The 11,730-nt window shown below is 60.3% G+C and carries 11 protein-coding genes, 1 other RNA gene and 1 pseudogene; 8 read left to right on the forward strand and 5 right to left on the reverse strand.

Features of this window, described 5'->3' with window-relative positions:
- Nucleotides 1–310: 310 nt before the first annotated feature.
- The 7 genes from AC25M7_RS14740 (at nucleotide 311) to ssrA (ending at nucleotide 7,504) form a co-directional block, all read left to right on the forward strand.
- Nucleotides 311–2,056, forward strand: a complete 1,746-nt coding sequence (locus AC25M7_RS14740; protein ID WP_371349898.1) for a methyl-accepting chemotaxis protein — start codon at nucleotides 311–313, stop codon at nucleotides 2,054–2,056.
- A gap of 128 nt (nucleotides 2,057–2,184) precedes the next feature.
- Nucleotides 2,185–3,942, forward strand: a complete 1,758-nt coding sequence (locus tag AC25M7_RS14745) for a protein-disulfide reductase DsbD (protein WP_069016813.1) — start codon at nucleotides 2,185–2,187, stop codon at nucleotides 3,940–3,942.
- Nucleotides 3,943–4,119: 177 nt separating this feature from the next.
- Complete coding sequence (gene aroQ, locus AC25M7_RS14750; RefSeq protein WP_011535870.1) at nucleotides 4,120–4,572, forward strand: type II 3-dehydroquinate dehydratase; 453 nt, start codon at nucleotides 4,120–4,122, stop codon at nucleotides 4,570–4,572.
- Nucleotides 4,573–4,672: 100 nt separating this feature from the next.
- Complete coding sequence (gene accB / locus AC25M7_RS14755) at nucleotides 4,673–5,149, forward strand: acetyl-CoA carboxylase biotin carboxyl carrier protein (protein WP_486971182.1); 477 nt, start codon at nucleotides 4,673–4,675, stop codon at nucleotides 5,147–5,149.
- A gap of 17 nt (nucleotides 5,150–5,166) precedes the next feature.
- A complete protein-coding gene (gene accC, locus AC25M7_RS14760) occupies nucleotides 5,167–6,522 on the forward strand; it encodes an acetyl-CoA carboxylase biotin carboxylase subunit (RefSeq protein WP_028691199.1) in 1,356 nt (451 codons plus the stop codon).
- Nucleotides 6,523–6,712: 190 nt separating this feature from the next.
- Nucleotides 6,713–7,006 (forward strand): hypothetical protein, encoded by a 294-nt coding sequence (locus AC25M7_RS14765; RefSeq protein ID WP_028691200.1) that lies wholly within the window; start codon nucleotides 6,713–6,715, stop codon nucleotides 7,004–7,006.
- A gap of 105 nt (nucleotides 7,007–7,111) precedes the next feature.
- Nucleotides 7,112–7,504: a transfer-messenger RNA gene (ssrA, locus tag AC25M7_RS14770) on the forward strand.
- Nucleotides 7,505–8,084: 580 nt separating this feature from the next.
- Here ssrA and AC25M7_RS14775 read toward each other — a convergent pair.
- The 4 genes from AC25M7_RS14775 to AC25M7_RS14790 all read right to left on the reverse strand — a co-directional run bounded on the left by AC25M7_RS14775 (nucleotide 8,085) and on the right by AC25M7_RS14790 (nucleotide 10,873).
- A complete protein-coding gene (locus AC25M7_RS14775) occupies nucleotides 8,085–9,065 on the reverse strand; it encodes a TerC family protein (RefSeq protein WP_096048449.1) in 981 nt (326 codons plus the stop codon).
- Nucleotides 9,066–9,426: 361 nt separating this feature from the next.
- Nucleotides 9,427–9,879, reverse strand: coding sequence for a DUF3429 domain-containing protein (locus AC25M7_RS14780; RefSeq protein ID WP_463401553.1), 453 nt, complete (start codon nucleotides 9,877–9,879; stop codon nucleotides 9,427–9,429).
- Nucleotides 9,880–9,914: 35 nt separating this feature from the next.
- Complete coding sequence (gene folE / locus AC25M7_RS14785) at nucleotides 9,915–10,475, reverse strand: GTP cyclohydrolase I FolE (protein ID WP_486971183.1); 561 nt, start codon at nucleotides 10,473–10,475, stop codon at nucleotides 9,915–9,917.
- Complete coding sequence (locus AC25M7_RS14790; protein WP_486971184.1) at nucleotides 10,460–10,873, reverse strand: thiol-disulfide oxidoreductase DCC family protein; 414 nt, start codon at nucleotides 10,871–10,873, stop codon at nucleotides 10,460–10,462. Before AC25M7_RS14790 ends, folE begins: the two co-directional genes overlap by 16 nt.
- A gap of 407 nt (nucleotides 10,874–11,280) precedes the next feature.
- Here AC25M7_RS14790 and AC25M7_RS14795 point away from each other — a divergent pair, with 407 nt between their 5' ends.
- Complete coding sequence (locus AC25M7_RS14795; RefSeq protein ID WP_486971185.1) at nucleotides 11,281–11,466, forward strand: hypothetical protein; 186 nt, start codon at nucleotides 11,281–11,283, stop codon at nucleotides 11,464–11,466.
- A gap of 78 nt (nucleotides 11,467–11,544) precedes the next feature.
- On the opposite strand, the pseudogene AC25M7_RS14800 reads toward AC25M7_RS14795, so the two are convergent.
- A pseudogene (locus AC25M7_RS14800) lies at nucleotides 11,545–11,637 on the reverse strand (hypothetical protein); the annotation flags it as partial.
- Nucleotides 11,638–11,730: the final 93 nt, after the last annotated feature.

Raw genomic sequence — 11,730 nt, forward strand, 5'->3', positions numbered from 1 at the left:
ATGGCGCCAGCCCTCCGTCGTCATCACCTCGTCACAAAATCGCAATAACTTCAGGGCCGACTTCTCCACTCCCCTCCGCAGGAAGTTCGCGGCTATGCGCCTGAAGTGGCTGACCAATTTCAACACCCTGTTGCTGGTGACCGTGTGTATTGCCCTGGGCGCGACCCTGTGGTGGTCGCAACGCGCCCTGGAACGTCCCTATCAACTGATGGAGCGCTACCTGGGCCTGTCACAGCAGTTCCAGAACGATGCCGCGCGCAACATCCAGGCCTACCTGGGCAGCGGCGACGCCCTGCGCCACGCGGCGGCCATGGAGGCCAACACTCAGTTGCAGGCGGCCCTGGCCGACTGGCCAGAGCCTTTGTCGGCCAAGCTGCGCCCGAGCCTGGACAGCCTGCAGGGCTTCACCGCCAACGAACTGCTCGCCGCCGGCAAGTTGGCCGGCGATCCCCAGGCCCTGCTGCTGCAAGCCGAGCGGGAGCTGGGGGCGAACCTCGAACAACTGGCCAGCTACGCCCGCGACAGCGCCAGCAGCGACGCCGGCCGCTACCTGACGCCGCTGCTGGAGGCCTCCGTGCACCTGGGCCGGCTGTCCCTGGCCCGGGACAAGCTGGTCAGCAGCGGCCGCGCCGAACTGGCCGCCGAGGTGGAGCGCGAACTGCAACTGATCACCGCCCAGGCCCAGGCCATCGATGACCTGCCGCTGCTGGGGGTGACCCGCGCCGCCGAGTCCAACGCCGATGACTTCGCCGCGATGATGGGCCTGGAATCCCAGGCCAGCAGCCAGCAGGAAGACGTCGCCGTGGGCCTGAAGCGCGAGCTGCACAGCCTGCTCGGCCGCTACCCCGGCGAATTGCAGCGCACCCGCGAACAGATCGAGCGCCGCGCCGCCCTGGCCGCCAGCACCGGCGAGCGCCTGGAAGCGGTGCAGCAGGCCATCGCCGGCCTCGAGCCCGAGGTGCGCGGCCTGCACGCCACCATCGCCGGCGAAGTGCGCCTGATCCAGGGCCTGATGATCGGCCTGATCCTGCTGATCGCCCTGCTGATCGACACCCTGCAGCGCCGCCTGGCACGCACCCTGACCAGCCTGGCCCCGGCATTGTCGCGCTGGGCCGAGGGCGACTTCGCCCAGGCCATCGCCCTGGGCCGCACCAACCGCGAGCTGCACGATATCCAGGAGTCGCTGAACCGCCTGCGCCAGTACTTGGTGGAACTGGTCGGTACCATCCGCCACAACGCCGAGCAGGTGGCCGGCAGCAGCCATGCCCTGGCCGGCATGAGCAGCGCCCTGCACGACGGCGCCGAGCGCCAGGCCGGCGACACGGCGCAGATCCGCGACGCCCTGGGCGAGTTGGAGGCGACTATCCAGCAGGTGGCCGGTGACGCCAGCGCCGCCGCCGAGGCCAGCCGCGATGCCGGCCGGGCCGTGGAGCAGGGCCAGACGGTGATCGGCCAGAGCCTGTCCGGCTTGCGTTCGCTGGTCGACGAGGTGCAGGGCAACGCGCGGATGATCGAGCAACTGGCGGAAGAGTCGGCGACCATCGGTGGCGTGCTCACGGTGATCCGGGCGATTGCCGAACAGACCAACCTGCTGGCCCTCAATGCCGCCATCGAAGCTGCCCGGGCCGGCGAGATGGGCCGTGGCTTCGCCGTGGTCGCGGATGAAGTGCGCTCGCTGGCCCAGCGCACCACCGGCGCCACCGGCGAGATCCAGGCGCTGATCGACCGCCTGCAGCAGGCCGCCCGCAGTTCGGTGGACGGCATGCGCACCCAGCTGGAACACGCCGAGGCCACGGCCAACCAGGCGCAGTCGGCCGATGGCGCGCTGGACGCGATCGTCAGTGCCATCCGCACCATTGCCGACACGGCGGTGCGGATCGCCGATGTGACCGCGCAGCAAACCGGGGCGGTGAGCGAGATCCGCGACCACAGCGAACGGATTCATGAGCTGGGCGAGGACAACCTGCAGCGCATTGGCGAAGGGCGTGAGCAGGGCGAGCAGTTGCTCAAGCTGGGGGGCGAGTTGAATACGGCGGTGCGGGCGTTCAGGCTCTAACCCCTGCTTGATGGCAGAGGGACGCGAACCCTCTAGGAGCGGCCTTGTGTCGCGATGGGCCGCGCAGCGGCCCCAATTTCGGCCAACTCCGCTATCATGCCCGCCACGTTCCACCTCGCGAGTCCGCCATGCGCCGCCTGTTTTTCCTGCTGCTCCTGCTGCTGGCCAGCCCCGTCTTCGCCACGGGCCTGCTCGACAACCGCCCCAGCGCCACCCTCGGCGCCGCCTCCAACAGCGCCGACTTCCTGCCCGTGCACGAAGCCTTCAAGCTCAGCCTGGTCCAGGCCGACGCCCAGACCGTCAAACTGCGCTTCGTCGCCACCGACGGCTACTACCTCTACCGGCACCGCTTCCAGTTCCGCACCGAACCCGCGGACATCCGCCTGGGCGCGCCGAACATCCCCAAGGGCGAGGCCAAGCACGACGAGTTCTTCGGCGATGTCGAGGTGTACCACGGCGTGCTCGACATCGAGCTGCCGCGCAACGACCCGCGCGCCTTCACCCTGCTGGTGGGCTACCAGGGCTGCGCCGACAAGGGCCTGTGCTATCCGCCGGAAACCGCGCGGCTGAGCATCGACGGCCAAGGCGCCCCGCTGCCGGCAACCGCCGAGCAGGGCTGGACCTGGAAATCGCTGCTGCTGTTCTTCCTCGCCGGGGTCGGCCTGACCTTCACCCCGTGCGTGCTGCCGATGCTGCCGATCCTCTCCGGCGTGGTCCTGCGCGGCCAGGTCGGCGGCCTGCGTGGGCTGTCGCTGTCGCTGGCCTATGTGCTGCCGATGGCGGCGAGCTTCGCCGTGCTCGGTGCGCTGATGGGCCTGTTCGGCGCCGGCCTGAACCTGCAGGCACGTCTGCAGTCGGCCTGGGTGCTGGTGCCGTTCGCCGCGTTCTTCGTGCTGTTCGCCCTGGCCATGTTCGGCCTGTTCGACATCAAGCTGCCGCAGGCCCTGAGCAGCCGCCTGGACAACCTCGCCCACCGTACCAAGGGCGGCTCGCTGCTCGGCGCGGCGGTGCTCGGCGTGCTGTCCAGCCTGCTGGTCTCGCCCTGCGTGTCGGCGCCGCTGGCCGGCGCCTTGTTGTATATCAGCGCCAGCGGCGACGCCCTGGGCGGCGCGCTGAAACTCTTCGCCCTGGGCCTGGGCATGGGCGCGCCGTTGCTGCTGGTGGCCACCGGCGGCGCGGCCTGGCTGCCGAAGAGCGGGCCGTGGATGAATACGGTGAAGAACGCCATCGGCGTATTGCTGCTGGGCCTGGCCATCGGCCTGCTCAGCCGCGTGCTGCCGGGGCCAGCCACCCTGCTGCTGGTCGGCCTGCTGGCCGCCGGCGTGGCGCTGTTCCTCGGCGCCCTGGAGTTCGTGGTCAAGACCCCGCGCCAGCGCCTGGCGCAACTGCTGGGCCTGGCGCTGCTGGTGTATGCCCTGGCCTGCTGGTATGGCGCCCTGAGTGGCCAGGGCGACCCGCTGCGTCCGCTGCCGCCACCCACCGTGGCCGGCAGCCCCGTAGCGGCCAAGGCCGACGCCTGGCAGACCATCACCAGCCCCGCTGCCCTCGACGCCGCCCTGGCCGAGGCCAAAGCCGCTGGCCAGCCAGTGCTGCTCGACTGGTACGCCGACTGGTGCATCAGCTGCAAGGTGATCGAGCACGAAGTGCTCAACGCGCCGCAGGTCCAGCCGCAACTGGGCGCCTTCCGCCTACTGCGCTTCGACATCACCGAGAGCAACGCGCAACAACGCGCCCTGCTCGACCGCTACCGGTTGTTCGGCCCTCCCGCGCTGATGTTCTTTGCCGCGAACGGCAGCGAAATGACCACCGATCGGGTCATCGGCGAGATAAACGCCGGCGATTTCGCCCAGGTATTGACGCGCGTGCGCGGCCAACTCGGGCTATAACTTCCCGCGTCCAGTGAAAAAACCCCGCAGCAGTGACCAGACTTAATCATCTGGTCACATACTTTGCGCGAATCTCGGACATCGTGCTGGCTATTGCCGGGAACTGGACACTCAGCGCCGCTTGCGGCATAGTCGCCGCGCTATGTCGAATTGCCCTACAAAACCAAGGAATCGCAGATGGCAACCCTACTGGTGCTGCACGGCCCCAACCTGAACCTGCTCGGGACCCGCGAACCGGGCCACTACGGCGCCGCCACCCTGGCCCAGATCAATCAGGACCTGGAGCAACGCGCCCGCGCCGCCGGCCACCATCTGCAATACCTGCAGAGCAATGCCGAATACGAATTGATCGACCGCATCCATGCCGCGCGCAACGAAGGCGTGGACTTCATCCTGATCAATCCGGCCGCTTTCACCCACACAAGCGTCGCATTACGTGACGCATTGCTTGCGGTGAGCATCCCATTCATCGAAGTGCACCTCTCGAACGTGCACAAGCGTGAACCGTTCCGCCACCACTCCTACTTTTCCGATGTTGCCGTAGGGGTGATCTGCGGCCTCGGTGCCACCGGTTACCGGCTGGCCCTGGAGTCCGCGCTGGAACACCTGGCTGCCAACGCACAGCCCTGATGACACAAGGCCTTGGCCCTTCGGGCCGAGGCTCATGAAGAAACGTTTTAGACACGTTTTAAAAATACGTCCCCGACCGAACCTTGGGAGTTGATGATTAATGGATATCCGTAAAGTCAAGAAGCTGATCGAACTGCTGGAAGAGTCTGGCATCGACGAACTGGAGATCAAGGAAGGCGAAGAGTCCGTTCGCATCAGCCGCCACAGCAAGACCCCGGCCGGCGCCCAGTACTTCGCCGCTCCGGCACCGATGGCCGCTCCGGTTGCCGCCGCAGCACCTGTTGCCGCCGCCGCCCCGGCCGCCCCGGCCGCTGAAGCCGCCGCCGCCGCGCCTGCCCTGAAAGGCACCGTTGTTCGTTCGCCAATGGTCGGCACCTTCTATCGCAAGCCTTCGCCAACCTCGGCCAACTTCGCCGAAGTCGGCCAGGCCGTGAAGAAAGGCGACACCCTGTGCATCGTCGAAGCCATGAAAATGATGAACCACATCGAAGCCGAGATCGGCGGTGTGATCGACGCCATCCTGGTGGAAGACGGCCAGCCGGTTGAGTACGACCAGCCGCTGTTCACCATCGTTTGATTCGCGGAGAACCAACGATGTCTGGGAAGCTTGAAAAAGTCCTGATCGCCAACCGTGGGGAAATTGCCCTGCGGATCCTGCGTGCCTGCAAAGAGCTGGGCATCAAGACCGTCGCCGTGCACTCCACGGCCGACCGTGAACTGATGCACCTGGGCCTGGCAGACGAGTCGGTCTGCATCGGCCCTGCATCGTCCAAGGATTCGTACCTGCACATTCCGGCGATCATCGCCGCCGCCGAAGTGACAGGCGCCACCGCCATCCACCCGGGCTACGGCTTCCTCGCGGAAAACGCCGATTTCGCCGAGCAGGTGGAAAAATCCGGCTTCGCCTTCATCGGCCCGAAAGCCGATACCATCCGCCTGATGGGCGACAAGGTGTCGGCCAAGGACGCGATGATCAAGTCGGGCGTACCGACCGTTCCAGGTTCCGACGGCCCGCTGCCGGAAGACGAAGAGGTTGCCCTGGCAATCGCCCGTGACGTCGGCTACCCGGTGATCATCAAGGCCGCCGGTGGCGGTGGTGGTCGCGGCATGCGCGTGGTGCACAAGGAAGAGGACCTGATCGCCTCGGCCAAGCTGACCCGCACCGAAGCCGGTGCCGCGTTCGGCAACCCGATGGTCTACCTGGAGAAGTTCCTGACCAACCCACGTCACGTGGAAGTGCAGGTGCTGTCCGACGGCCAGGGCAACGCCGTGCACCTGGGCGACCGTGACTGCTCGCTGCAGCGCCGTCACCAGAAAGTCCTGGAAGAAGCCCCGGCACCGGGCATCGACGAGAAGGCCCGTCAGGAAGTCTTCAAGCGTTGCGTCGACGCCTGCATCGAGATCGGCTACCGCGGTGCCGGTACCTTCGAGTTCCTGTACGAGAACGGCCGCTTCTACTTCATCGAGATGAACACCCGCGTCCAGGTCGAGCACCCGGTCTCGGAGATGGTCACCGGCATCGACATCGTCAAGGAGATGCTGAGCATCGCCGCTGGCAACAAGCTGTCGTTCCGCCAGGAAGACGTGGTGATTCGCGGTCACTCGCTGGAGTGTCGAATCAACGCCGAAGACCCGAAGAAGTTCATCCCGAGCCCAGGCAAGGTGAAACACTTCCACGCCCCGGGCGGCAACGGCGTGCGCGTCGATTCGCACCTGTACAGCGGCTACTCGGTTCCGCCGAACTATGATTCTTTGATCGGCAAGCTGATCACCTACGGCAAGGACCGCGACGAAGCCATGGCGCGCATGCGCAATGCCCTGGACGAGATCGTCGTCGACGGCATCAAGACCAACATCCCGCTGCACCGTGACCTGGTGCGTGATGAAGGTTTCTGCAAAGGCGGCGTCAACATCCACTACCTCGAGCACAAACTGGCCAACCAGGAGTGATCGCGTTAGCGTGATGAAAAAGCCCCGGCCCCGTGCCGGGGTTTTTTATTTCTGCACATCTCAAAACCTTGGGACCGTGGGAGCGGGCTTGCCCCGCGATTCAACGGCACCAAACCCAATGGAACCCCGCCCAAACCCACGCAGTCCACCGATCAGGCCCACCTTCCCGAGGCCTCACAAGGAGACTCCCATGAAAGGCACTGCGCTATCCGCCCTGTTCGCGGCCGCCACCCTGCTGGCCTCGCCTGTGTTCGCCGCCGACGACCTGTGCGCCATGAACCTGCAGAAGATCGACGACAGCATGGCCACCGCTGGCGCCACTTCCGAAGGCCTGGACAAGGCCATCACCGAGCATGTAGACCAAGCCAAAGCCGCCCAGGCAAAAGGCGACACCAAGGAATGCATCGCCATCACCAGCAAGGTGCTCGAGCGCCTGGACAAGACCGAGAAAGGCAGCGGCTCGGCCGGTGGCAGCGGTACCTAGACCCTGCGCGTACGTGGGCGGCCGAACCTTCTGTCGACGCCGCCCGCGTAAGCGCGTATACTCGGCCTTGCGTGCTGAAAGGCACGTTCAGCTAGAGCTGAGTGTGGGGCCGATTAGGATTCGACGCCGGTAGCGAAACTCTAGGTGCATGCCGAGTTGGTAACAGAACTCGTAAATCCACTGTTGCAACTTTCTATAGTTGCCAATGACGACCACTACGGGGAAGTAAAGTTCGCTGCTTAATTGCAGCTGACCCTTCCTCCTGGTAGCTTCGGCTCCAGCAATCATCAGGGGATGCCTGTAAACCCGAAATGATTGTCATACAGAACAGGATCGTCGTGCAGCACGTTGGGGGCGAAGCGACTAAAACTTACCCAACTCATCCAAAGCACCCTGCCCGTCGGGCGGCTGCGGATTAAATCAGTAGACACGGCTAAGCATGTAGTACCGACAGCGGAGTACTGGCGGACGGGGGTTCAAATCCCCCCGGCTCCACCAAACATTCCTTACAAATCAGGCACTTAGCGAAATGCTCAAGTGCCTTTTTTGTGCCCAAATGGGCCGTTTTGGCTGGGTAATGCCAGCTTAATGACAGCTTGCTGCGAGCGTGAATTGCTCCTCCGCGATCTCTAGCCCCATTTGGGATGAAATTCTCCTTAAGCCTCGCGGGACGGCGCACCTAGAGCCATAGCCTGGTCCTGCACCCGAGCAGAAAACTTGTCTCGCAGCAGTGCACGACGGCATGGCCCTGCGCGATGCTTAGCAGCAGAGCTCGCTGCTATTACTAGGCCTCGTCGAGCGGCGGAAAGCTGGTGGAGGCGGTACGCAACAGATCGAACGCCTCAGCCCAGTTGGCCTGCCCGTAACAGCCTCATTCCGAAGATGAGTGGAATTGCAGGAGTATTGGAAAGGGGGATTTTAAAGGCTTGCAGGGACCATAACTTACCCTCATACCCCCAACTAGAACCCTGTTTTGGTACAAAAAGTGGTACGAGAATTAGGCGCCGTTTGGAGACCGTAACTCATAACGCTTCCGCGCTTTCTTTTCGCTAAAAGCAACGATCAATAAGCTAGTCCGTTAAAGCTTGACAGACTCTCTGGTCTTCCAAAGCGACAGCAATACACCGCCAATCAGAAGGCCAATTGTAACGCTTAGAGAAACTTCAGCTGGCACCTTGCCAACAATATCATGAAGGAAGATTTTCGTGCCTATGAAGACAAGCACCAGAGCCAATGCATACTTGAGATAAGCGAAGCGACTTATCATCGCAGCCAGCGCAAAATACAGAGCCCGCAATCCGAGTATGGCAAAAATGTTAGAGGTATAGACAATGAATGGATCCTGAGTGATAGCAAAGATTGCGGGAACGCTATCAACAGCGAAGACCAAGTCAGCACACTCAATAAGAATCAAAGCTAGAAATAGCGGCGTTACCCATAACACCTTTTTACCTGATGCATTGGGCAGCCGCACCAGGAAATTCTGCCCATGCAGTTCCTTTGTTATGGGTAAATGACTGCGGAGAAATTTGACGAACCGGTTATTCTCCAGATCAGGCGCATGATCCACACGGGCAAATAGCATCTTTATCCCAGTGAAAACCAAGAAAGCGCCGAAAAAGTAAAGTATCCAGCTGAACTGCGCAATGAGTGCGGCCCCCAAGCCTATCATAATTGCCCTCAAGACGATGACACCCATAATACCCCAGAACAGCACTCTGTGCTGAAACTCTCTAGGAATGGCCAGGAAGCTAAATATTAATGCGATAACGAATACGTTATCCATCGACAAGGACTTCTCAATCAGGAAGCCAGTCACGTAGTCCATACTGGCGTCGCTGCCTTTCTGGAAGTAAACCCAAACAGCGAATAGTAGGCCCATGCTGATGTAGCCAGCTGACAACAGCAAGCTCTCTTTGACGCCAATCTCTTGATTCCCTCGATGGAGAACCCCTAAGTCAAGCGCTAGCAGAGTTAAAACCACAGCAAAAAAGGAAAGCCAGAGCCACAGATCAGTGCCCAGGACATCCTGAGAGAGATACGCATTTAGGGCAGACATGAGCCCCTCCTATATAGTCGTAGTTTAACAACTATGACTCCGACATGGCGGCTGATGAACCGTCAGAGGGGCCCGGCGTCACACATCAAGATTTTATCTAATCAAACAACCTTGCAAGAGAAAAAATTTTACTAATTATTTCCCCTGCATACTCGGCATAGGATTATCCCGAGCTGCGGACTTATACATCAACGGTTACTAAATTACGTACTGTAAAACCCGCCAAGAGCTAGACCGATTAGTTAGCAAGCGCCTCTGGAAAGCCAAAGCCCTAAAAGCCGTCACTCACAGGGCTGACCTTGTCTAAATGGTACCGCCTCAATGGTTGCCCACCCGCTGACACAGAGATAACGAGCTCAATCTAAAAAACCAGGAAAAACGCACCAATTAGCAAACACACACTTGCGACTATGGTTAAACGTACTCGCATAGGCCAGTACCACCCGGGCAAAATATTGACCAATTTACGATCTTGCCAAAGATGCCCAATGAAGCCACAGGCTAATACCAAGCAGCCCAATGACACAGGTAACAACATGCTAACCCAACCGATGAGGGCTGGAATAACACTCCACACGAGCCTCTCCTGTCGTCCATTTGCAGACAACTCCTGTAACGTCATAGCGAACCCCCAATGCAAGGCCCCGACAAAACTCAGTATCACAGCCCCATAGCCCACCAAAGCAACAGATAAAGAATCTCGGTAATCAGTCGTTAAACAAATCAGCAGTGCCATACCAACGAACGGCAGCAAGCCACTATAGCCCAGGACTTTAAAACGACTTGGAGATAACGTGTTGAAAACTGCACTCATGGGCGAGTCCTTCCTATGCGGCTAGGGGTCATATTTCAGGTATGTCGCCCAATGAGGTTGAGGAACTCGTGCCGGGTAGTCGGGGAGTCTCGGAACTCACCCAGCATTACCGATGAAATCATCACTGAGTTCTGCTTTTCTACACCTCGCATCATCATGCACATGTGCTTGGCCTCGATAACGACGCCAACACCTGCCGCATCAGTCACTTCCTGCATGGCACACGCAATCTGTCTAGTCAAATTCTCTTGAATCTGCAAACGGCGGGCAAACATATCCACTAAGCGCGCCACTTTGGAAAGCCCTAATACTCGTCCTGTTGGCAGGTAGGCGACATGCGCTTTCCCAATAAACGGCAACATGTGATGCTCGCACAATGAGTACAACTCAATATCGCGAACGACCACCATCTCATCATTCTGACTTTCGAACAAAGCGCCATTGACTATTTCAGCTAGGTTCTGGGTATAGCCATTGCATAGATATTCCATCGCTTTGGCAGCACGTTGGGGGGTATCCAAGAGCCCTTCTCGCTGCGGGTTTTCACCAACGCCAACAAGGATTTCACGATAATGCTCGGCTAGCGAATGTGACATTTGGATTCCTCACCTTTGCAACGTTGCCTACCCTCGGGATGGGGTAACCAGGCCAAACTTGGCCTCAAACGACAGAACAACCTGTACAGAACCGAAAGCAAAGGACGTAGCGGACGCCAAGCCAGTGGAGCGGCCCACATCCCAACACCGGCAGCACGCCAGCTCCAAAGGGTAGCGTCCAAGCCTGTTACCCAATAATCGTTCGCGAACCTTGCGTGCAAGCACGATCTCATTTGCTCAATCGACAGGCCAAGAGGTATGGGATCGAAGTCATCGCCATCGATATCGATCAGGATGAGCTTTGCTGCAGTTGAACGCCTGCGCAGGAAGGCCACCTCCCTGGCGCACAATGGGCAGGCACCGTCAAAATAAAGGCTCAAAGGCCACTGGCAATACATGTACAACACCTCAATTTTGTACAGGTTTTGTATAAGTTAGCGGAACCCGCGAAATTAGCAATGGCCGTGATGAGGGATCACCTCGTAAAGCGCCCACTCACTGGAGGCTGGTGGGTTCAGTAGCTTCAGGCGGATGACGGGCTCCGGCTAGAGACGTCAAGCCATAGCCGGGATCGAAAGGTGGCTGCTCGGCTGACGGCGCGAGGAGCCTCGCTTTTGTGGCGTCGATTAGCTCAGTGAATTTCTCAAATGGCTGCACGCCCCAACGGTGATTGAGTTGGGCGGCTCGCAGTAACTCGGGAGTAGCACATTTGGCGTGTGACGCTTATCGCCGAGCACCTATGAAAAGGTTTTACAGGTTGCGCTGATTCCGGCTTAATGCCGGCGCTCGCCAAGCGGAAAGGATCATGGTCTCGCGCTTCAGTTACCACCTGCTGTTGCTCGCCTGCTTTGCAGTGTTGTTCAACCTGCTGATGATGCCGCTCGACCGTAGTTTGCGTAACGCTCCAGTTGATGAGTCTCTGATCCTGGGCAGCTTCTGCAGCATTCATGGCCTGGAAAGCCTGCCTAAATCCTTGCTGGCACAGATTTAGGTTGACCAGACAGATCTGGCTGATAATGCTCTGGGCAAGTTACAAATTGGGGACTGCTGTTGCTGCCATGCCGGCCAGGCCCGTTGCCGCAGGATCGACACCCTCGAACCCGAGTGCTCCAAGGTCGAGTTCATCGACGAAAACGTCGACTATCCGAACTGGGTTTGAATCGCCCCTGGTTTCCTAGACACTCTCCAAGCTCAGAAAATAGCGTTTCTCATACTCTACTGGCGACAGCTGCATAGCACTGCTGTGTCGACGTTT

Source organism: Pseudomonas sp. P106(2024), assembly GCF_057480815.1.

Excerpts from the sequence above, each read along its gene's own strand:
- AC25M7_RS14795 (WP_486971185.1), top strand. The coding sequence starts at position 11,281 with ATGGTCTCGCGCTTCAGTTACCACCTGCTGTTGCTCGCCTGCTTTGCA.
- accB (WP_486971182.1), top strand. The coding sequence starts at position 4,673 with ATGGATATCCGTAAAGTCAAGAAGCTGATCGAACTGCTGGAAGAGTCT.
- AC25M7_RS14745 (WP_069016813.1), top strand. The coding sequence starts at position 2,185 with ATGCGCCGCCTGTTTTTCCTGCTGCTCCTGCTGCTGGCCAGCCCCGTC.
- AC25M7_RS14790 (WP_486971184.1), bottom strand. The coding sequence starts at position 10,873 with ATGTATTGCCAGTGGCCTTTGAGCCTTTATTTTGACGGTGCCTGCCCA.
- AC25M7_RS14740 (WP_371349898.1), top strand. The coding sequence starts at position 311 with ATGGAGGCCAACACTCAGTTGCAGGCGGCCCTGGCCGACTGGCCAGAG.
- AC25M7_RS14775 (WP_096048449.1), bottom strand. The coding sequence starts at position 9,065 with ATGTCTGCCCTAAATGCGTATCTCTCTCAGGATGTCCTGGGCACTGAT.
- folE (WP_486971183.1), bottom strand. The coding sequence starts at position 10,475 with ATGTCACATTCGCTAGCCGAGCATTATCGTGAAATCCTTGTTGGCGTT.
- AC25M7_RS14765 (WP_028691200.1), top strand. The coding sequence starts at position 6,713 with ATGAAAGGCACTGCGCTATCCGCCCTGTTCGCGGCCGCCACCCTGCTG.
- aroQ (WP_011535870.1), top strand. The coding sequence starts at position 4,120 with ATGGCAACCCTACTGGTGCTGCACGGCCCCAACCTGAACCTGCTCGGG.
- accC (WP_028691199.1), top strand. The coding sequence starts at position 5,167 with ATGTCTGGGAAGCTTGAAAAAGTCCTGATCGCCAACCGTGGGGAAATT.
- AC25M7_RS14780 (WP_463401553.1), bottom strand. The coding sequence starts at position 9,879 with ATGAGTGCAGTTTTCAACACGTTATCTCCAAGTCGTTTTAAAGTCCTG.